The organism is Microbulbifer maximicatervae (SeqCode), assembly GCF_052467225.1.
The window spans coordinates 3,460,327-3,482,607 of the sequence record NZ_CP174303.1; the positions used below are offsets into that span (position 1 = coordinate 3,460,327).

The window sequence follows — 22,281 nt, forward strand, 5'->3', positions numbered from 1 at the left end:
CAAACTCCAGATCTTCTTAACCAGTACAGCTACAGCTTGAAACGCAGTAGAAAGTTGAAAACTTTATCAAATCTTTGGCCATAAGGTGGTCGTAAAGGCACCGCCGCTGATTTTTTGGCTTGTGTAAAGATCGGTCGTAACTTTGAGAATTCCAAAAAACCCTCATAAGCGTGATATTGCCCCATGCCACTCGCCCCAATACCACCAAAAGGCAAATCTGCCTGGGAGACATGCATCGCGCAGTCATTGATACAAACACCTCCAGACATTGTGCTTTTGATAATCTTTTCCTGAACTTCCCCGCTAGAACTAAAAATATATAATGCTAAAGGCCTATCTTTACTATTTATGAAATTTATCGTATCAGACAGATTCCTATACGTAAGAATAGGTAAAATAGGGCCAAATATCTCCTCACGTAGCAGGCTCATGTCTTCTGTCGGGTTTAACACTAAGGTGGGAGCAATTTTTTGCAAACCTTTATTGTTTTCAACATCTAATAACGGCAGAACTGTAGCTCCTTTCTCCAGAGCATCCTTTAGACAAGTAGTCAGCCTATTAAACGCCTTTTCATCAACAATCGAAGTATAATCTTCTGAATTTAAAGATGGATACCATTTGGGTACAAGTCTCTTGGACGATTCCAAGAATCCTGAAAGTTTCTCTTCAGGAATCAATAAATAATCTGGAGCTACACAAGTTTGGCCCGCATTAAAGAATTTTGAGCTCAAAATACGTTCCGCAGCAATATTTTCATCAAAGTCGCCACATATTATGGCTGGCGACTTGCCCCCCAACTCTAATGTCACAGGAGTTAGGTGATCCGCAGCCCTCCGCATTACCACTTTTCCTACTTTGCCAGATCCAGTAAAGATCATGTGATCATATGCCTGGGCTGTAAACTCCGTGGCGCTTACTTCCGGAATAATAGCTACCAGATCCTCTGAAAAGAACCTATTAAATAGCTGATGTAATAATGCAGAAAGAGCGCGCGAGTTAGCAGCCATCTTGATCATACAGCGATTCCCTGCGGATATCGCACTCACCAAGGGCCCAACAGATAGAAGTAGTGGGTAATTCCAGGGGGTAACAATAGCAACCACCCCTTTTGGTTGAGGTAATACGCGATTTTTTACTCCTCGAAGTAGCAAAGGCACATGGCGCTTCTGAATTTTCATCCACTTTTTTAAGCGCTTACGAGTGTAACGAATCTCCTCGATACACCCATAGATCTCTGCAATTTTAGTTTCCTGGATGGCACGATTAGCAAAATCCTCGCTTATTGCCTTTGCTATGGATTTCTGGTTTTCCAGGATCAATTGTTCTAATTTTTTTAAACTTTCCAGGCGTTCCTGAAGACTCGGGTAGGAGTTCCTATTAAATGCATCCTTTTGAAGTTTAAAAACACTCTCTACTTTACCTATGCTCACAGATCTGGTGTGCTCGACAACTTTTTCCATGTGTGTGCCCTCGCAAAGTGGCAAGTAGAGAGTGAGTTTGGCCGTATAGTCAGTGCTTTATGATTTACAGCTTGGCAAATCGTAAAGTGTGGTAATCAGTACTGCCAAATAGGTACTGAGTTGTTGTTAGACGCTTAAAGTAGTGACTTACATCCAACTCCTCAGTAACCCCTATACCGCCATGTAACTGTATCGCCTCTTGACCGATAAACCGCGCAGCTTTACCAATACGGCTTTTTGCAGCGGATATCGCCTTAGGCGCAACTCCGTTATTGCTATCAAGCTGTAGCGCAGCCATCAACAATATTGAGCGCGCTTGCTCATACTCAGTAAACATATCCACCATGCGGTGCTGTAGTGCCTGGAACTTGCCAATAGGAACACCAAACTGCTCCCGCGTCTTAGTGTACTCAACTGTCTTCTTATAGATCCTTTCCATAGCTCCAACAGCTTCTGCACACAATGCCAACGTCGCTCTATCAACAGCCTTTTCTATAGCTCCTAAAGCCGCCCCCTCTTCCCCTATCAGATTAGCTATGGGTACTTTCACGTTATTGAATTTAATTTCGGCGGCACGGTGTGCATCCACAGTGGCATATCCATGCCGCTGAAGCCCTTCTGTATTAGGATCGACAAGTAGTAAGGTGATCCCCTCACGATCTCGCTGTGCACCGCTCGTCCGCACAGCAACTAAGAATTTATCTGCTACGTCACCATTTAGAACGACAGCTTTATGTCCATTCAGGAGGTAATTGTCTCCATCCTTTACCGCAGTCATGGCTATATCAGTAAGGTTATAGCGACTCTGTGACTCAGTAAAAGCAAATGCCAATTGCAATTGGCCTTCCATTAACATTCCCAGGAGTTCTCGCTTTTGCACCTCACTAGCGCAGTCAGCGATAAGACCACCACTGAGAACAACACTGGCTAGGAAAGGCTCAACCACTAAACCTCGGCCGAACTCCTCCATAACTACCATCAAGTCTACGGCGGAGCCTCCTAGGCCCCCATCATCCTTTCCAAATGGCACCATTAACCAGCCGAGTTCCGCAAATAGCTTCCAATTTTCCTTACTGAAGCCAATATCGTTACTCACTATTTTACAACGACGGTCAAAGTCATAATCCTGCTGGATAAACTTGCTCACACTGCTTTGCAGCATCCGCTGCTCTTCGCTGTAGGAAAAATCCATCGCTCAAGTCCTCTTTAGATGCTGCACTTACAGGCCAAGTACCCATTTACTGATAATATTTTTCTGAATCTCATTACTTCCGCCATAAATTGAGGATTTACGGTTGTTTAAGTAACGAGGCACACTGCTGGCAATAACACCGGGACCCACCCATTCTCCGTCAAACCCGCTCCTAAACTGCTCTCTCACAAACGGCATTCCGTAGTAACCCGCCGTCTCCATATACAGTTCATCGATAAGTTGAGCGACTTCGGTTCCTTTGATTTTAAGGATGGAAGATTCCGCTCCTGGGGCACCACCTGTACTTACCGCCGCAAGCGTACGTAGTTCAGTAAACTCCAGGGCCAAGAGATCAATTTCAACTTCGGCCAGTTTTTGGGCAAAAGCCGGGTTCTCAAGCAGACTACTTTCTCCATCGCAGGTCTCTTTGGCTAAATCCTTTAACGTTTGTAAGCGTTTCTTGGATTTTGCCACCCGCGCAATACCGGTGCGTTCGTGGGTTAGCAAAACCTTGGCGTAAGTCCACCCTTGCCCCTCCTCGCCAATACGGTTTTCTACCGGTACCCTCACATTATTGAAATGGACTTCATTTACTTCATGGTGACCACCCAAGGTCATAATTGGCGAAACCGTAATACCGGGGTGTTTCATATCAATTAGCAAGAAGCTGATAGCAGCCTGGTTCTTTACTTGAGGCCCACCAGTACGAACCAAACAAAATATCCAGTCTGCAAAGTGACCCAAGGTATTCCAGGTCTTGGTGCCGTTGACAATATACTCATCGCCATCACGGACAGCTGTTGTTTTTAAGGAAGCTAAATCTGAGCCAGCATTTGGTTCTGAATACCCCTGACACCACCAGACATTACTTGCCAGGATGTCAGGCAGAAATCGTTGCTTTTGTTCTTCACTACCGTAGGTAAAGATCACTGGAGCAACCATTTTTAAGCCGAAAGGAATCAACTCTGGTACACCATAGTTAGCACATTCGTCTGCCCAAATGTGTTTCTGAGTAGGTGTCCAACCGGTACCTCCATATTCAACCGGCCAATTCGTAGCTGCCCACCCTTGCTCATAGAGTATTTTTTGCCAGCGAACAAAATCCTCTTTCTCCAGGGGGATTTCCTTCAGGGTTTTCTCTCTAATATCTTCAGGAAGTTTCTCTTGGAGAAACTGCTGGACCTCCTGCTGAAAAGCTAACTCTTCGGGAGAAAAATCTATATTCATTCGCCTGCTCCTTTATTAGTCGGCGCATTGAACAGCAGCTCCTACAAACTGCTTCTATCACAATCTTGCGCAGCAAAAATACGCAATCTTTTGAAAGATCCCCGGTACAGGCGGAACTAGTGTTTAACAGATTCACCTCGACAAGTTACTTAATTGCCTTTGAATCGATCCCAACGATTTAAATTATTGGCGCAAAATACCTTTATCGAAATAAAAAACCGAGCATTTCTAGCGCCAATCAACTCCAGATAGACACACAAATCAACCGCTCGAAAAATAAAACAGGAAAAACCTCAACAGCATGGCGCCTTTTTATTTTTTATAAGTTTTTTTGCGCCATTTTCTATTAAAAAATGCATTAGGCACTTCTTAATAGGTAAAACACTAACACCTTATTCCGCAGAGTGGAATGCTGTATTCACTTTTGCTATGGTCGTCACCATAATAACCAAAGTGAGAGAAGCCCCCATGTCGATCACGCCCATTCAATCCTCCGATACAATGTTGCAGTCACTTGCTGAAATTCAGGAGTATGAAAAAGTCCCCCTTTCGCAGCGATACCCCTGGGAAAGCACTTTTGATTTAATCCGGCAATCTGCCCGCCTCTACCAACATGACTCGGCCATCGAATTCCTGCCAACGGCCGCACCTGACGAAGACACGGTTAAAGTAAGTTTCTCCGAGTTATCCCAGCGAGTGCACCAGACTGCCAATCTTCTTCACTCCATCGGTGTTGAGCCAACCGATACAGTGACTTTATTACTACCCAATTTGCCAGAAACCCATTTTGCACTTTGGGGAGGCCAGGCAGCAGGTATTACCAGCCCTATTAATCCGTTGCTGGAACCCGAACATATAATCGAAATTATGAATACCACCAAGGCTAAAGTCCTGGTAACTCTTGGCCAAGATCTTAGCGAGGAAATATGGGATAAAGTAACGCAAATTCTCGAGCAAGTTCCCACATTAAAAACTCTGTTACTAATCAGTAAAAAGCCAATTAGCAATACTCCAGTCCCAGCGGGTATTCACGCAGATAATTTTGTCTCAGCTATATCCCAACAGCCGGACGATCATCTAAAGAGTGAACGTTATATCCAGGGGAGTGAAACCGCTAGTTATTTCCACACCGGGGGCACTACTGGAAGACCTAAAATAGCCCGCTTAATTCACAGCAATATTGCCTTCGTCGCTCAATTAAGTGCTGATACGTCATCCAGTAAAGGGCGCTTCGCTACCCTAAGCGGACTTCCGCTGTTTCATATTTTCGGTACGGTTGTTGCGGGTATTGGCACCCTATTGGCCGGACGCACAATTGTTATCATGACACCCTCTGGTTTTCGCTCACCCAATGTCCTGCCAAATTGGTGGCATCATGTTGCGCGTTTTCAGGTGAAGGGCTTTGCCGCCGTCCCCACCATCCTCGGTGTATTGATGCAAATTCCAGTGGGTGACAATGACATCAGCTGTCTGACAGACATTGGCTGTGGAGCCTCCACCCTGCCAACGGGGTTGAAGAATGCCTTTGAGAAGAAGTTCAACGTCCTTGTCAGTAATGGCTATGGCATGACAGAGTCCAGCTGCCTTTTAGCTCGCCCTCCTACCGATATGCAAGCCTCTGAAGGCAGCGTCGGCCGGCGATTGCCTTATATGGAAATGAAAATTGCCGAAGTAGACGGTACCCGACTGGTTAGAACCTGCAATACAGGAGAGGTGGGCATAGTACTCGCGCGCGGGCCACATATTTTTTCTGGCTACTTATCAGAAGAGGATAATGCTAAAGCCTGGGTCGATAAGTCCTGGTTTAATACCGGCGATATGGGATATCTCGATGGAGATGGTAACCTGTTCTTAACCGGACGGGCCAAGGATTTAATTATTCGCGGCGGCCACAATATAGATCCGGCTCTGATCGAAGAACCATTATCCCGTCACCCTGCCGTTGCTATTGCCGTTGCAGTGGGTCAACCAGATGCTTATGCCGGAGAAGTTCCAGTAGCTTACGTTACCCTGTTCCCATCCACTAACCCGCCCACAGAAGAACAACTCATTGACTATTGCCGCAGCCAAATTTCTGAGCGTGCAGCCATTCCTAAGCGCGTGGAAATTATTGATGAGATTCCACTCACTGCTGTAGCCAAAGTATTCAAACCGGCTCTGCGCAATCGCGCTACCGAATATGTCGTAGGCCAGGCATTAGAGGAAAAAAGTATTACCGCTAAGTTTTCCGCCCACTTCGATACATCCCTTGGCCAGGTAGCAAAAGTTCAACTTGAACAAGCCTCCAGTAAAGCCGATGTAGAGGAAGCCCTGGAAAATTTACCCGTGGCTTTGGAGTTTGAATAAAAGAAATTACCGCATGACTCAATGCATTTAGAACTCCAATATCGGAAATTTCACTATGTCACATGCCTATATTTATGACGGCGGCCGCAGTGTTTTTGGTCGCCACGGGGGCAGTCTTTCCTGTATCCGGCCCGACAATCTGCTTGCCCATGTCATCAGGACCCTGACTGAAAGAAACAATTTTAACCCTCAACATTTTGAGGACGTTATTGCGGGCAATACCAATCAGGCGGGAGAAGACAGTCGCAACGTTGCCCGATTTTCAGGCCTGCTAGCAGGCCTGCCCATATCCACTGGCGGCATAACGGTAAATCGCCTTTGTGGTTCCGGCTTATCCGCTATAGCAGATGCCGCTCGCTGCATTCGCGCCTCGGAAGGAGAGCTATTTATCGCGGGAGGTGTCGAATCAATGAGTCGCGCCCCCCTGGTTCTCTCCAAAGCCAACAGTGCTTTTGATCGCAATCAGGTATTGGCAGATACGACCCTAGGCCCGCGCTTCACCAACCCAGACATTGTTACTGAGTATGGAAACCACAGCATGCCTCAGACCGCAGACAATATTGCATCAGACCTGAATATTTGCCGGGAAGAGTGCGATACATTTGCATTGGCATCACAAACTAAATACGAGTCGGCACGTACCGATGGCTTCTTTGTCGATGAAATTATTCCCATCGAAGTACCCCAAGGCCGCAAGAAGCCAGCGCTTCTTATCGATACAGATGAACATCCCCGTCCCAATGCAACATTGGAGCGACTTCAAGCCCTACCCGCACTTTTCGAAGATGGAGTGGTTACTGCCGGCAACGCTTCCGGCATCAACGATGGCGCGGCGGCACTCATTATTGGTAACACCGAAGCCGGCCAAGCAGCGGATCTAAAACCTAGGGCACGAATTCTCGCCAGCGCCATTGCAGGAGTAGAGCCACGGGTGATGGGGTTGGGCCCGGTACCGGCTACCCGTAAAGCCCTTGCCCGGGCGGGCTTGGAGCTTGGGGATATGGATGTAATGGAGTTCAACGAAGCTTTTGCAGTACAGGCTATGGGCTGCCTCAAAATGCTCGAAATTGATTATGCGGACCCACGGGTAAATCCCAATGGTGGTGCCATCGCCGTTGGTCACCCCCTGGGGGCCAGTGGTGCCCGTATTTTGCTGACAGCATTGCGCCAGCTGGAACGTACCGGCGGGCGCTATGCACTGGCCACCATGTGTATCGGGATTGGCCAGGGCATCGCCGTAATCATAGAACGCATATGAACCTGATTAGATGTAAATAAAACCGAGACCGAACAGTTGTCACTTAAGATCTGGAGATAGCAATGTCTAGTGTAAGTTATGAACTCATTGGCGATATCGGTGTAATTCGATTGAACAATCCCCCTGTGAACGCCCTTTCTCACGGCTTGCGTGAGGGTATTTGGGGAGCGATTAAGAACGCTCAAGGTGATGCATCAAAAGCCCTGGTGCTAGTGTGTGAAGGCCGAACTTTTATCGCTGGTGCCGACATTACGGAATTTGGCAAGCCACCACAGGCGCCCGCCCTATCAGAAGTGATTGAGGAAATAGAAAACTCCTGTAAACCAGTGATCGCCGCCATTCACGGCACGGCACTCGGCGGTGGATTCGAAGTGGCTCTAGCCTGCCATTACCGCTGTGCAATAGCATCGGCCAAAGTGGGACTGCCAGAAGTCAAACTGGGATTACTGCCAGGAGCCGGTGGCACCCAGCGCACCCCACGCTTGGCTGGTGTTGCCGCTGCACTGGAGTTAATCACAAGAGGCAGCCCAATACCGGCCTCTAAAGCCAAAAGTCTGAAGTTAATAGACCGGGTTATCGATGATGACTTGTTAGAGGGAGCCCTCGCCTTTACCCGTGAATTGATAACAAATGAAGCTCCTCTGCGCCGAGTCAGAGACATCGCAATAGATCCTGACAGCATTCCTGAGGGGTTATTTGATGATTTCCGCAAGCGCCTTGAAAAGAGATCACGAGGTCAGCTTGCACCGCAACATATTGTTACCTGTATAGAGGCCGCAGTTCACCAGCCTTTTGATCAAGGGCTTGCTAAAGAGCTCGACTTGTTTATCGAATGCCTGCTCTCCAGCCAATCGGCCGCCCTCAGGCATTTATTTTTTGCCGAGCGCACTGCAAGCAAAGTCACAGGCTTACCAAAAGACCTACCCACCAGGGAGATAAAGAGCGTAGGCATTATCGGTGGAGGCACTATGGGCGGAGGCATCGCCATGAACTTTGCCAATGTCGGTATTCCAGTCAAGCTGGTAGAAGTCGATCAAACTGCGATAAATCGAGGGCTAGCAGTGATCGACAAGAATTACACCATCAGCATGCAGAAAGGGAAACTCACAGAAGGTCAAAAAACTCATTGTCTCTCGTTGATTTCCGGCACAACTGACTACGCAGACCTAGCTGATGTAGACCTGGTCATTGAGGCCGTATTTGAAAATATGGAGCTCAAACAGGAAATTTTTGCCAAATTGGATCACTCCTGCAAACCCGGTACCATCCTTGCAACCAACACTTCCTACCAGGATATTGATCAAATCGCATCTGCAACCAACAGGCCTCAAGATGTTATAGGGATGCATTTTTTCAGCCCTGCCAATGTAATGAAACTACTCGAAGTGGTTCGCGGCTCGCAAAGTGCTGACGATGTAATTGCCACTGCCATGCAACTCGCTAAAACGATCAGGAAAGTACCCGTACTAGCGGGAAACTGTTACGGCTTTATTGGCAATCGCATGTTGCGCCCCTATGGCAGAGAGTCGCAGCTGTGTTTAATCGAGGGCTCAACCCCGGAGCAGATTGATTCGGTTATGCAGTCTTGGGGGATGGCTATGGGCCCTATGGCCGTTGGAGATCTAGCGGGACTGGATATCGGCTACAAGGCGCGCCAGGGCCTGAGCGAATCAGAAAGAGGAGGCCCCAAAACCTACTGTATTGCAGATGCCCTGGTTGAAATGGGCCGCCTGGGCCAGAAAAGTGGAGCCGGCTACTATCGCTACGATCCCGAAACTCGCGCTCGCAGCAGCGACCCGGAAGTGCTGGAAGTCATTGAGGCCCAAGCTAAAAGCCAAGGGGTAGTGAGGCGGGAAATTTCCGACGAGGAGATTCTAAACCGCCTAACTTTCGCGCTGATTAATGAAGGAGCCAAAATCCTGGAGGAAGGCATAGCCCAACGTCCGAGTGATATAGACGTTGTATATGTTTACGGTTATGGCTTTCCGCCCCATCGTGGAGGACCTATGCACTATGCCGACAGTATCGGCTTGAAGGAAATCTACGAAAAAATATGTACTTTCCGCCAGCAGCATGGAGATACCTACTGGACTCCAGCCCCTTTACTGGAACGGCTAGCCCAAGAGGGAAAAACATTTGCGCAATGGGCTGATGGCAAAATCTAAGCTTGTAAACTATAGGGGAAGTCAGCATGACTACTGGCTTCCCACTTTACCCGCTGCAGCCAAATAAAGAAGTTGTGTCACCATGAGTAGGCCTGATGCCTTAGTCGAAGTACAATCCCCACCAAGTCAGCCACTCCGAACGGATATCCAAAACTGGAAGGGCATTGGTTTTGCATTGGCTACCGCGCTGGTAGCAAGTACAGCGGCCGCAGCCAGCAAATGGGTGTCTACCGCTGTCCCCGTGCCATTAATTACACTCAGCCAATACAGTATCTGCCTGATACTGCTAACCCCATGGCTAGTGCGACAAACACCTCGACACCTTACCACCCAACACTGGAGAACCCACCTAATACGCGGTTTTGCTGGGTGGTTATGCTTTTTCACATATTTTTCTGCCCTAAGCAAAATTTCACTAATGGAAGCGGGACTATTGCGTAATGCAGCTCCCATTTTTGTTCCCCTTATTGCCTGGCTTTGGTCTCGAGCAAAAATCCCCATAGCCCACTGGCTACCAATCTTACTGGGCTTACTGGGGATCACCTTGATTCTTCAACCCAACGTGGACGGTATTAGTAGCGGCCATGCCTTCGGCCTGATTTCAGGGCTTACCCTGGCTGCCTCTATGGTCGGAACACGAATTTTGTCCCGTACCGACCGGCCCAGCCTTATATTGTTTTACTACGTATTAATCTCGTTCGCGTGCAGCCTGCCCCTGGGTATCTATTATTGGGAAACAATACCTTTATGGACACTCCCCTATCTTTTTTTTAACGGTGTCTCTGTACTCTTGGCTATCTGGCTGTACACCAAAGCATATAGCTATGCAAAACCCAGTGTGGTGTCGCCAATCAGTTACTTTGGTGTGGTTATTGCCGGACTTCTAGGTTGGCTCATTTGGCAGCACTTACCTAATACTATTGCACTGGTGGGGACGCTGATCGTTATCAGTGCAGGATTGCTCACAGTCTACCTTTCAACTCAGAAAACAAATTGTAGCGACCCATCATAAACTTACTTTCTAAGGTGAAATTGGATGAATTGGCAGAACAAGAAACAACCCCCGTTCAATGACCATCTAGGTATAACCATAGAAAATTGGCAGGAAGGCCATGTTGCAATCAGCGTAGAAGTACAACCGGAACACCTGAATACCCACGGTGTACCCCACGGTGGTTTTATTACAACATTAATCGATATCGCTGGCTCTTACTGCGGCCTCTACTGCCCCCACCCCAACCGCCGTCGTAGAGCCTTTACACTGTCTTTAACAGCAAATTTCACCGGTCAGGCCAAGACTAATCAACTCACTGCGATAGGTAAGCTAACGAGTACTGGACGAAAGATATTCTATTCATATACAGAGGTATACGACAGTGAAGGAACTTTAATTGCTACCGGCCAAATGACCATGCGCTATCGTGGTGGCAGTGAAACATTGGATGGTGAGCTGATTGATGAAAACGCTTTCGAAGTTTCTGAGTAGGTATTGAAAGCATTGTTGCGATCAAATCTAATTTCACACCACTCTCTTCTTGATTTAACTCTATTCTTCAGCGTCACCGATATTTACAGCGGCTTTTACGGCCTGTGCGGCTAAAGCAATGAATGGTGATCTATTTCAGGCTATCGTTCAGTAGGTAGATTTTGCCCCAATCAGGCCTCTGTTCTACAGGGAGCTCCAATTGCTATAGTTGAAGGCGTAACCTATCCCAGCTGCCCAAAAACCTGATGGTGATACACTGCAATTTGTCGAGGATTAAGAAGACCTTGGACACTTTAATTGTCGTTAGCAGTAAAGCCTGAATGGGCATTCATTAACCGCAGCTGTGCATCCCGTGCAGAAACTTCAACAACGTTAATAAGAGCCCTTCCATGTAAGCCAAAATTAGCTAAAGCCATTACACTTTTGTCTAGCTCCTCCGCTGAACAACATCCATACTCATTTTGTACAGCATTAACACTCTGGCTGCATAGGCGGCAGCAGCTCGTGCTTTGTAGTAACGCTCAACATCACCAGCCAAACGAAGCTCTCTCTGTGCTTCTATTTCTCTTAAATTTCCCTTTTTTGCACGTTATTCGAATTAAAGCCCAATCAAGAATCTCCATGCTCTTTAAGATCTCCCAATCGTCCTTTAAAATTTTTTTTTGCTTTGAAGTACTCCTCGCAATCGATTCGGTATTCTAAAGCGATCAACTTCATCGCAGAAATAGCGGATTTATGTGCGTAAGAAACCATTTGTATCGGATATACGCCTTTGGGGGAATTCAATAACTTTGGATACGTCACATCCATCAGCTGAGCCATTTCGCACACTCTGCGAGGTGTTAGCATATCTGATTTAATGTTGTATTTAACAGCAACCGATGAAAAAGTAACCCAACCAACCAGTAAGTTAGTGTATAACTGAGCCTCTCTATTTGGATCTATTCCTTTTTCAAGCAGGTCGTACATAAAAGCGAGATTGTTTTCATGTGAGGTTATCAAATCTCGAAACTCCTTATCTTCTGCATAAACTGGCCCAATCAAAACCAACATTGCCATTAAAAACAAAGAATATTTCATAAGTTAATTGCCTTTATACGTCATAACATAGGGACCACCAGAATTCTCTATTCTCATCCCAATTTGTGCTGCAATAGTCATCAAATTAGCTCCATCCTTAATTGTTCTGGTCATTTCCATCCCTTAAGATATCGTTGACACTACGAGTCGCTCAGTATTCCTTAGAAACGCCCGGATCAGTGTGCAATTATTAATCTGACCACGAGGCTCTATGAATTGTTAGATATGCAACTTAGGTAGAGGAAGGTTTTCTTCACCGACCAATACATATACAAATTTTTATTTTCCCTAATACTATGAAAATATTGATAGATATCTACACTATCAATTCAAGTTTTTCTTGTGTGCAGAAAGTACCTGTTGTATCTGCCATCCACCTCCGAGCGATAGATATACCTGCACCAGATTCGCTGCCACGGCACCAGTCGCCAAGGGAGATACTTGTGCCTCATCTCGCCCCCTACTCTTATCTATGGATATCCTGAATAATAAAATACTGCGTTAGTAGTGAGATTTACCTCACAACTAATATCCTCTAACTTTTACGATACTTATCCATACGATCTAAACTCCAACCAAGAAGAGAAGATTTTTCTTGCGCCAACAATGGCAGATCAGCCTCAATAAAACGCTTATATAATATTTGCACTCCCAAGATATGATTGAGCATGGCATCCAATTGAACCTTTTTTGATCGATGTAGGGCCGGTAACTTATACTCTTCAATTAAAGTATCTATTTCCGAGTATCGCAGCAATCCAGCTAAATTAACCTCCTTTGGGCTGAGAAATTTCTCAATAACTCGTTGCACCCAAGTCCAAGCTCCGGTAACGGTCTCTACCGGAGGAGCCATGAATGCAAACTTTTGCTTTTTATATAGAACATCCGGAAGAACTCCCTTCATCGCTTCGCGAAGAACATACTTTTCTGTAGTTCCGCTAATCCTGACCGATGGTGGGATTTGTATAGCAAACGCAGTCAAGTGATGATCGAGAAAGGCCGGACGGGTTTCAATGGAGTGTGCCATATCCACTCGATCACTTACCCAGCCCAATATCTGGGTCTCAAACATAGTTTTAATCCAAACATACTGAGCAACATCCAGCGGATGTCTACCTTCAAGCTGTGATAAATCTAGCGTATCAACAATTGCCTTCCCAGCATCATAACCAGATATTTCTTTACGCCACTCTCTGTTAAGCAGTTTTACTGCTTGATGATGACAGCTTAACCAAGATTGCAAGCATGTAGGGGTGAATCCTAAAATCCGATCCATTCCCTCTGATCGATAACTATCAATTGGCAACATAGCTCCCTTAAATAAGCTATTGCTCCTTTCTAGATGTTGCTGCCAGGTTCTTCGTTTGTTCAACTCAGTTTCAGATGTGCCATACAAGTAAAAATCTTTTTTAAATGCAGGATACCCAGAAAATAGCTCATCTGCCCCTTCCCCAGTTATTGCAACCTTGTAGCCATTAGACCTTACAGCTTTACTGAGCAAAAATTTAGCTACTGATAATGTATTGTAAAAGGTCCTTTCGGTATGCCAGATGGTTTCTGAATAATTTTCATATATTTCTTCATCAGTTACCTTTACTATGAATTGATTGACACCAATCTCACTCGCGGCTTCTTTTGCGATATGAGATTCATCGTAATCCGGATTTTCAAACGCTATCGTAAAGGCGGTGAGATCCTGCTGCGAAAACGACTGCCCTACCCCAAGCAAACTACCCGAATCAACACCACCTGAAAGATAATAGGTTACTGGGACATCAGCTTGAAGCCTCAAAGACACAGAGTCTATAATTTGTTCCCGCAGACCCTCAGTATAATACTCATCAGGCTTGTCACGAGCATACTCATCTGAAACCAAAAAATCGATATCCCAATATTTATGTTGAGTAACAGCCAGTTCAGTGTTGTCTCGCTTAACTTTTGTAATGCACCCAGGTTCAACCTGGAAAACCCCTTCAAAAGCGGTTGTTCCAGGAATCGATACCTGAATGAGCTGGTGATACACTCCATGCGCTGTCAGTCTTCTGTAGACATCAGGGTGGGCAAACAAACTTTTAATTTCAGAACCAAATACTAAACCTTTTTTGATTCTTGCCCAATAAAGTGGCTTCACTCCAAACCGATCTCTAACCAAGTAGAGGCAGTCCTCCATTTGATCGTAAACGGCAAATGCAAATTCTCCTCGAAGATGTTTAATAGCCCGAATAAGACCTAACTCTGCAATAAGATGTAAGATAATTTCGGAATCGCTTTTACTTAAAAAAGAAACTCCAGAGGCCCTCAGTCTGGCTCTTATTCGCTGATAATCATAGATTTCACCATTATGAACCAAATAGTAGCGACCATCTTCTGATACATAAGGCTGAGAAGCACGCTCTTCATTCAGGTCATTGATCGATAAACGCACATGACTCATCCCAAACCCTAGACCTGGAGGGTTTGTGAAACCTACACCATCCGGGCCACGGTGGAACTGGATAGCAGCCATATTCAGAAGGAGTTGACCATCCACAGGCATTGTACGCGCACTATGAAGAATTCCAGCTATTCCGCACATAGACGACACCCTTTATTGGGATCATTTCGAAACTGGAGAGGCTAGGCAATATCTACAATCTCACCAGGACGACCACAAATAGCCATTGCCAGGGCCATCCTGACGTATACACCACCTTTTGCCTGTATAAAATACCAATTATGGGAGGTATCATCCAGATCACTATCAAGCTCCGCCATTCGGGGTAAAGGGTGCAGCACAATGGTTTGTTTTTTCAAAGGAGAATTATTATCTATAAAATATTCAGACCCAAAATCTCGATGCCCCGCCGTTTTTAGGGATATAGCATTCATATAGACCACATCGAGTCTAGGAAGAATATCTCCCACCTTATCCGTTAACCTTATTTTTAGACCTTTTTCCTGAAGCATTGATAATTGAGCTTGCCGAAACGGTTCTTGTTCTTCCTCATCACAAATCACAAAAACCTCTGAGAAAAAATCAGGAAAATAGCTCATCATTATCAACAGACTTCTCGCCGCTCGCATTCGGGCTGGCGCACCAATTAAACCAATGGAGAATTTTCGTCCTTTTCCTGATAGAATATTGGGATTCCACTTTAGAAGTGCATATAGATCGATAAGGGATTGTGTGGGGTGTTCATCTACCCCATTGCCAGCATTGATAATTGGTATACTTAAATTATTGGACATAATTTTTACTGAATCTTCAGAAGAATCCCTTAAAACAACACAGTCACCATAATTACTTACCATCTCTGCAACGTCTCTTAAGCTCTCTCCGACACCAATACGTGTTGTTCCCTTATCTGTAATTGAAACAGTACTCCCTCCAAGTCGCAGCCAGGCGCTTTCAAAAGATAGCCTCGTCCTGGTGCTCGACTCAAAGAATGCGCTGATTAAGATTTTATTATTTAAATGACATGAGAACTTTCTGTTATCCAGCTCACAGCGAGCAGCAAGTCTGAGTAATTGCAATATTCCATCTCTATTAAGCTGACTGCTCGATATAAGACTTTTACCAGTTAGGGACTTTAAGTATCTACCCTGCTCCGGTATAGCCTCTACCAGAGCTTTTGCCATCAGACTTGTATCTTTGTCGAACGGAGCGCTAGTCACCATAACCAAAACCTAAATAGAATTTGACGGGACAATTATCGCTTGAATGATCTGTGTGTAGATAAAGCACTTACAATACGGTTACTTAAATTCATATATCTAGTACCACCATCAAACTAAGAAGCTTCAACCAATTTTATTGAACCTTGTTCCAATAGGGTGTTCTTTCTAGCATTTCCCGCTGAATGTCTTCCGGAAGAAGTTGAAATGGTGGAATTCCCTGCTGTATCTGCCATCCACCTCCGAGCGATAGATATACCTGCACCAGATTCGCTGCCACGGCGCCTCGCGCTACCGCCAAAATATCCTGCTGTTGAACATCTGATACCAGAGTAGTTATCACAGTATCAAATTCAACCTGACCATTGGTATATTGAGACAGGGAAATATCGACAGATCTCTGGGAGGCCTGGGCAGCCACCTCATAGTGAACTAATTGCCTTTGAGATTTTATATAAGCGACAATAGCGTTCTCCACATCAGCTTGTGCTAACAGTACAATTTGCTGATAGTCAGACACCAACTGCTGAAAAATCGCATCCTGTAGCCTGACATTGCTCCGAAGTCTTCCGTAGTTAAAGAGATTCCAATCAAATTCAATAAAAAGATCCCAGGCACTACTGCTGCCATTAAGTTGGCCGCCATTGATATCGATAGCCCCTATCTCCCCACCGATACTAAAATTTGGATAGAGTTCCGCCCTCGCAACGCCTATTAACTCACCTTGAGCTGCCAGCCGTCGCTCTGCTGCACGAATATCGGGTCGCTGCCTTAATAGATCCTGGGGCATACCAACAGTAACGACTTTGGGAATCATAGGTATGGATGAGGGAAAAGAGACTATGTACCTCAAACTATTAGGAGGTATTCCCAGAAGGACTGCCAGGGCATTTTCAAACTGCTGTAAGCTTATCTCCAGTCCCGGCACGCTGGCTTCTGTGTTACTGAGCAAAGCCTGCGCTTGCTCCGCATCCAGTGCACTGACCTCTCCTGCACGAAATTTGACTCTCGCGATCCTTAAACCCTCACGTTGTACGCGAATGTTTTCCCTGGCAACTTCTAGCCTGCGTTTCGTTGTGCGAATATTGATATAGGTTTGCGCCACCTGGGCAATAATAGAAACCAGCACACCATCATAGTCAGCTATGCTGGCTTCAAAATCTGCTGCGGCCGAATTAACCAGCCTTCTTAACTGCCCCCAGGTATCTAACTCCCAGGTTAAATTAAAGTTCGGGTAATATTCAGTCTGCAGATTGCCAGTGATCCCCGATCGAACATACTTTGAACGATCAATAAGTCCCTCAAGCTGCTGTGTTTGGGGATACTGGTTACCTATTGCAATAGCTAGCTGTTGCTGGGCCTGGAGAGCCCTGAGAGCCGCAGAACGCAGCTCCAGGTTATTCTCAATCGCAAGTGAGACTAATTCGTCCAGCGTCACATCTGAAAATGCCCACTGCCACCACAATGGGTTAACGGCTTCCAAGGTATCCAGTTTTGAGCTGGTTTGATAGATCCACTCACTTTCGACCTCTACCGGCGGGGGATGGTAATCTGGCCCCAGCATACAACTACTGCCGAAGATGAGCAGCAATGCCAACAGACACCCCTGTAGGCTCCGTATTAACCCTTTCCTGAAACTATTGAGATTGCACCGGTTCATCTTGCTCGGTGCCCGCAGAATTGCTCATTACTAGCACTGAGCTGGTAAATCCAACACGAAGCTTCACAGATTCGGGGACTTCTGTCAGATGAATCCTGACAGGAATACGCTGTGCAAGGCGAATCCAGTCAAATGTGGGATCTACCATTGGCAATAAGTCATTACCTGCAGTTCCATCTTTGCGGGCAATACCCCAGCCAATACTTTCAACATATCCTTCCAATTCTAGATGAGGATAAGCCATCAACTTCATAAACGCTTTATCCCCCGGAGCGATCCGACGAACAAAAGTTTCGCGAAAAAAACCATCAATGCGAAAAGTGCTTATATCAACTACAGAAAGTGCAGGTTGGTTGGCGACAGCCTGATCACCGTAACGAAAATCTATATTGGTAACATAACCAGTAACCGGAGCAACAACTGTTGTGTATTCGAGATTAAGCCGCGCCTGCTCCAGCAGCGCAAAAGCCGCACGAACGCCCGGGTTATCGGCTCCAAGCGCTCCCAATTGTGCTCTAACCTGCTCCAGCTCCGCTTGGGATTGCTCCAAAGCAGCCATAGATTCCACCAAGCTGGCTTCTGCACCCGCTCGATACTCAATTGTGGATTCATACTCAGCCTGAGCCGCTTGCAATGCCCTTACTGATGTCGCTCTCTGGGGTAGCAGTTCTCTCTGCCGATCATATTCAGCTTTGGTTCTTGCAATTTCCGCATCAAGCGCGCCGATATTACTTTTTGCCAGATCAATATTTGCTATTGACTCCCTAATCCTAGCCTCATAAGCGAGAACATTCTTGTTTTGCGCTCGGTATGTATCGAGAGCTTCCTCGTACTCTGCCTTGGCCTCTTCCAAGGCTGCTTCATATATTCTCGGATCAATCTGAAACAGTAGTTCCCCTGCTTTAATAAACTGATTATTCTTAATAGGCAACTCAACTACCTGTCCAGTTACCCTGGGAGTCACTTGAATAATGTCCGCCTGCACTTTTCCATCCCTGGTCCAGGGATTATTGAGATATCTCCAGAACTGGATAATAAGTAACAGCAGTGCTACAAGCACTATTGTTCCAGTAAAAATATATTTTCTATACCTAGCCACTACTATATTCCCAAGAATATCCTTCCTATAAAAATTGAATAAATTACACTGAGGGAGATAATAACAACCGGTGGATTGGCAAAATATCGGGATAAACGATACCGATCCAAGAGCCTAGCGGTTAACAAGGCCGCAACAACACCAAACAAAGCTATCACCAATATTGGTGATAGATAGAAACTGCCTATTGATATATCGTGCGGTACTCTTTCCATTTAAAACCCTACAGACATTAAAGACACCTTTCCTCACAGAAAGCCTTCCAATCCACAGTTTCTGAAATGCGACGAAACTCTACCAGATAGTTATTGATGCAGTGGGTAACACCCAAGAAATAAAGAAAGTTTGTTACACCCTCTCTGGATTTTTCACTACACTCCCTTAGCTCCATCAACTCACCGACATCAATATTTGCCCTTTCAAATATCCTCCTATAACCTCTTCGCAGGGATTCAATATCAACCTTTTGGTTGCCACCAGAAAAATAGATAAGTATTTTGCTTGCAAGCCGCCTCCATATAAATGCCTCGCGAAGTAATCTTTTAGGAGCCACAAAATTGATTTTTTTCTTATCTATCTTATATAACAGTTTAACCTGGTTGGATATCAACATAGCCAAACCTATAAGGCTTTGCATCTGGCTTCTGGTCATACCCCGCATTTTTTTATCAGAAATACCCTCCACCCAATAGAACACTCTCTTCCTTGAGATCATAATAATATTCAGGTGGTACAATATATATAACCGGAAAAACAATGACCTCCTCTTCTTTTTCGGAATATCTCCCTCCACCACTAGCCATGCGGCGCTATTGAGAATTCTATCAATACTTCTCTTCAGGTTTATTTCTGGGTGGGCAGTGAAGGGAATATTTCTTGAAACGGCCAAAATACAAAAAATTATTGCCAACACAAATAGATAATTTGTGTAAACCACAAAACTATACTCTTGGGAGTTGTTAAAATTAAAAATAATCTGGGGAAAGATAAGAACCAGGGTTCGAATCATCGACTGGGGCCCAAAGACCTTATTTGAGGAAAAGCTTACTACAAACGTCCATGCAAAAATCACGACAGCCAACGAATAAAATCCGTGCAATTTCGGCATTAGAAAGAAATATATAGGTGCCGACAATATGCACACTAAAATCGTGAAAACACAGGTTTCAAACAATTGAATTTTGGGGGTCATTGAGGCGAGAATACCTATTACCGTTATCAGTAATATAACCAGCAACCCACCAATCATGTCAGGGATAAAAAGATATGCCAGATAAGCGATCCACATTCCCATCTGAACACGGACAATATTAGTCAACCTGTCCGGGTCGGGCATCAAAGCTCCAAGCCAGCCTATGCCATCACTACTTACCTGTCTCGAATAGGAGTCACCCCGTGTTTGTATATCATTTACTGAATCAATTAGAGATCGGGTTTCAACCTCCAAGTCATTTAAGGATTTTCTAGTAACGGCTAAAGCAGCGGTTTCAAAGGTTGACAACCTCTTTACTTCTTCAATATTTCCTCGAACCACTCTCCCATTGGCACTATCTACAGGCCTTTCCCCTGAAAGGGCGCTTTCCACTTGCGCGAGACGTCCCTCAATGTCGGGCATGTATTCGTCGACACCAATAAGGTATTTCGATATACCCAGATCACCAGAGAGGGCTAAGCTTTCTTCCAACTTCAAGAGGGATTGCGTGACGGCTGTCGCAGATTGACCAAAGTGACCCCACTGCTTTCGACATTCCCACACCTCATAACTATCTGAACTCGCATCGCCAATAGCTGTTTGTAAGCGCGTATCAAGCTCTAAAAGAGCAACACGCTTTTTACGCCTAATCTTTATTTTCTCGCCACTTCTAACCCGGGAAAAACAATTGTCCGCAAATCGACGATGTTCTCTCAATAAATCCAAAGATGCTCTTCTTAACTCACCACGACTACAGTTAGGCCAGATCAAAACGGCTACCAATCCGTAGACAATTATTCCGAGCAGGGACTCCTGAATACGTAATACCCCAGCCTTGTAGGAGATAGAAAAGTCACCACCGGTCACATCCCACAATAAAAAGATGACATAACCACTTGTAAGCCAAAAGTACTGGTAGTTCGATCTCTGTAAAAAATAGACACAGATAGACACCCAAATAGATAGGGCGATCATAAACAACCAGCGATCCTGTGGAAATAACGCGACGATTAACCAGCCAGCTAGCAAGGCAAATAGCGTCCCTAAAATCCACAAAATAGCTCGATTTAGCGACTGCCCAAGATTTGCCTGACTGCAAACAATAACAGCAAATCCACCCCAAAAAGGTTTTTCCCAATTCAGGCCTAAAGCGATGGCATAAACGATTACTAAAGCTGTTGCTAGCTTAATCGACTCTTTAATATTGCGAGACAACTGCAAAGCTTTCTCCGGCCATTTCTACATGCTATTGCTTCACCATTTTGATCTTTGGCACAGCAACATTTATCTACCCTATATACAAACTGGATAACCAAAAGGGAGTATGGCATATAAAGAGGTAGAGAAATCCAAGACCTGGGGGCTTAGCTAAAACGTTCCGAGGCCTAACAATCCTCCCATTGGCACGAAATACAAATGCTGCAGCTAATAAAAATAAACGCCTAAAATACCAAAATGATTAGGTATATCTTCCAAGCTCTCTTATCGCAATCCTGAAGACCAATCCTTCCCCCATCTTCGCCCCACAACTTTAAATACAATAATTATAAATCCTTAAGGCATGAGGGAAATGAAGTATTTGCAGTGTTGCCAGACCAAACATTGGTGCCAGAGCTACAATCCGAAGCTTCATTGTCATCCAAAAGGTCGTCAAAACCACTGCCAGTCACAGTATTCCCACTAACCACATTATCCATATTTGGGATTACATAGGGACCATCAATAGCAATCCCTAAAACTTCGTTATTCTCAACAACATTACTGGCTATAACACAAAAAGAAGCACCTACAGTCTGCCCGTCAATTATTCTTGCCCCTAAGTTTATGGCTACCCCATTGCCCTCTAAATAGTTGTTTCCAATATAGGAAAAGAAACCAAAGACACCTATTCCATTTTCGAAAAACCCTGAGACACTATTTCCAATCGCAACATTCGCCACTCCCTCCAGTACAACACCCGAAGCCTGGACATTAGTGGTATTTAACAGGGTATTCTGTCGGATAAGATTACTATCAGTTTCCGCCAAAATGCCTGCACCACTGGATTCCTCGACGGTTACGCTGATTACTTTATGTAGGCCGCTCCCCGCCAATTCCAATCCGGTTTCACAATTACTGATAACTCCACCCGTCACAACTCCTGAGGTCCCCAGCATAAGTACCCCAACCCCATCAGTTGTGCATTCAATTGCGCCGTCACCAGACATTGCGAGATTGCCATCAGGACCCTCAATGGTAATTGCTGGGTCTTCACTGCAAGATAGCGGGTCAGTGAGCGCCTGCGAGTCAGTAATCGTATCTCCACATTGAACATCTGCTATTGCATAGGAGGAAAAAGCCGAAATCAACATTATCAGCCCCGCCAAATATCGCTTATTCGGAGAATTAGACATAGCTGGAGCCTCGACGTGAAGTTAAAATTAAGCTTCAGTGTCGGACTCCAAAAAGTAGCTTGCCATAAG

General features: G+C 45.3%; 16 protein-coding genes. 5 read left to right on the forward strand and 11 right to left on the reverse strand.

Annotated elements, in window-relative coordinates; genetic code table 11:
- Window positions 1-29: 29 nt before the first annotated feature.
- The 3 genes from ACJJIZ_RS15165 to ACJJIZ_RS15175 form a co-directional block, all read right to left on the reverse strand.
- Entirely contained in the window at window positions 30-1,460 is a 1,431-nt protein-coding gene (locus ACJJIZ_RS15165; RefSeq protein WP_444913982.1) for a coniferyl aldehyde dehydrogenase, read from the reverse strand.
- Between the two features lie 64 nt (window positions 1,461-1,524).
- Window positions 1,525-2,652: an acyl-CoA dehydrogenase family protein gene (locus ACJJIZ_RS15170; protein ID WP_444894078.1), complete on the reverse strand. Its 1,128-nt coding sequence runs from the start codon at window positions 2,650-2,652 to the stop codon at window positions 1,525-1,527.
- A 27-nt stretch (window positions 2,653-2,679) separates the two neighbouring features.
- Window positions 2,680-3,879: an acyl-CoA dehydrogenase family protein gene (locus ACJJIZ_RS15175; protein WP_413662241.1), complete on the reverse strand. Its 1,200-nt coding sequence runs from the start codon at window positions 3,877-3,879 to the stop codon at window positions 2,680-2,682.
- Between the two features lie 468 nt (window positions 3,880-4,347).
- On the opposite strand from ACJJIZ_RS15175, the gene ACJJIZ_RS15180 reads away from it, so the two are divergent.
- The 5 genes from ACJJIZ_RS15180 to ACJJIZ_RS15200 all read left to right on the forward strand — a co-directional run bounded on the left by ACJJIZ_RS15180 (window position 4,348) and on the right by ACJJIZ_RS15200 (window position 11,134).
- Window positions 4,348-6,225, forward strand: a complete 1,878-nt coding sequence (locus ACJJIZ_RS15180; protein WP_444913983.1) for an acyl-CoA synthetase — start codon at window positions 4,348-4,350, stop codon at window positions 6,223-6,225.
- A 55-nt stretch (window positions 6,226-6,280) separates the two neighbouring features.
- Complete coding sequence (locus ACJJIZ_RS15185; protein ID WP_444913984.1) at window positions 6,281-7,483, forward strand: 3-oxoadipyl-CoA thiolase; 1,203 nt, start codon at window positions 6,281-6,283, stop codon at window positions 7,481-7,483.
- Between the two features lie 62 nt (window positions 7,484-7,545).
- Complete coding sequence (locus ACJJIZ_RS15190) at window positions 7,546-9,648, forward strand: 3-hydroxyacyl-CoA dehydrogenase NAD-binding domain-containing protein (protein WP_444913985.1); 2,103 nt, start codon at window positions 7,546-7,548, stop codon at window positions 9,646-9,648.
- A gap of 82 nt (window positions 9,649-9,730) precedes the next feature.
- The gene (locus ACJJIZ_RS15195) at window positions 9,731-10,660 is read left to right on the forward strand and encodes a DMT family transporter (RefSeq protein WP_444913986.1); all 930 of its coding nucleotides are present in this window, start codon (window positions 9,731-9,733) and stop codon (window positions 10,658-10,660) included.
- Window positions 10,661-10,684: 24 nt separating this feature from the next.
- Window positions 10,685-11,134 (forward strand): PaaI family thioesterase, encoded by a 450-nt coding sequence (locus ACJJIZ_RS15200; protein ID WP_444913987.1) that lies wholly within the window; start codon window positions 10,685-10,687, stop codon window positions 11,132-11,134.
- A gap of 609 nt (window positions 11,135-11,743) precedes the next feature.
- Here the strand turns inward: ACJJIZ_RS15200 and ACJJIZ_RS15205 are convergent.
- The 8 genes from ACJJIZ_RS15205 to ACJJIZ_RS15240 all read right to left on the reverse strand — a co-directional run bounded on the left by ACJJIZ_RS15205 (window position 11,744) and on the right by ACJJIZ_RS15240 (window position 22,170).
- On the reverse strand, window positions 11,744-12,214 hold the full coding sequence (locus ACJJIZ_RS15205) for a hypothetical protein (protein WP_444894085.1): 471 nt from the start codon (window positions 12,212-12,214) through the stop codon (window positions 11,744-11,746).
- A 535-nt stretch (window positions 12,215-12,749) separates the two neighbouring features.
- Window positions 12,750-14,789: an asparagine synthase (glutamine-hydrolyzing) gene (asnB, locus tag ACJJIZ_RS15210; RefSeq protein WP_444913988.1), complete on the reverse strand. Its 2,040-nt coding sequence runs from the start codon at window positions 14,787-14,789 to the stop codon at window positions 12,750-12,752.
- Window positions 14,790-14,830: 41 nt separating this feature from the next.
- Complete coding sequence (locus ACJJIZ_RS15215; protein WP_444913989.1) at window positions 14,831-15,832, reverse strand: aspartate/ornithine carbamoyltransferase family protein; 1,002 nt, start codon at window positions 15,830-15,832, stop codon at window positions 14,831-14,833.
- A gap of 172 nt (window positions 15,833-16,004) precedes the next feature.
- Window positions 16,005-17,465, reverse strand: coding sequence for an efflux transporter outer membrane subunit (locus tag ACJJIZ_RS15220; RefSeq protein WP_444913990.1), 1,461 nt, complete (start codon window positions 17,463-17,465; stop codon window positions 16,005-16,007).
- 40 nt (window positions 17,466-17,505) lie between these two features.
- Window positions 17,506-18,588: an HlyD family secretion protein gene (locus tag ACJJIZ_RS15225; RefSeq protein WP_444893662.1), complete on the reverse strand. Its 1,083-nt coding sequence runs from the start codon at window positions 18,586-18,588 to the stop codon at window positions 17,506-17,508.
- Between the two features lie 41 nt (window positions 18,589-18,629).
- Complete coding sequence (locus ACJJIZ_RS15230) at window positions 18,630-18,842, reverse strand: DUF1656 domain-containing protein (RefSeq protein ID WP_353057030.1); 213 nt, start codon at window positions 18,840-18,842, stop codon at window positions 18,630-18,632.
- A 17-nt stretch (window positions 18,843-18,859) separates the two neighbouring features.
- Window positions 18,860-21,040, reverse strand: coding sequence for an FUSC family protein (locus ACJJIZ_RS15235; RefSeq protein WP_444913991.1), 2,181 nt, complete (start codon window positions 21,038-21,040; stop codon window positions 18,860-18,862).
- Between the two features lie 323 nt (window positions 21,041-21,363).
- Complete coding sequence (locus ACJJIZ_RS15240; protein ID WP_444893660.1) at window positions 21,364-22,170, reverse strand: right-handed parallel beta-helix repeat-containing protein; 807 nt, start codon at window positions 22,168-22,170, stop codon at window positions 21,364-21,366.
- Window positions 22,171-22,281: the final 111 nt, after the last annotated feature.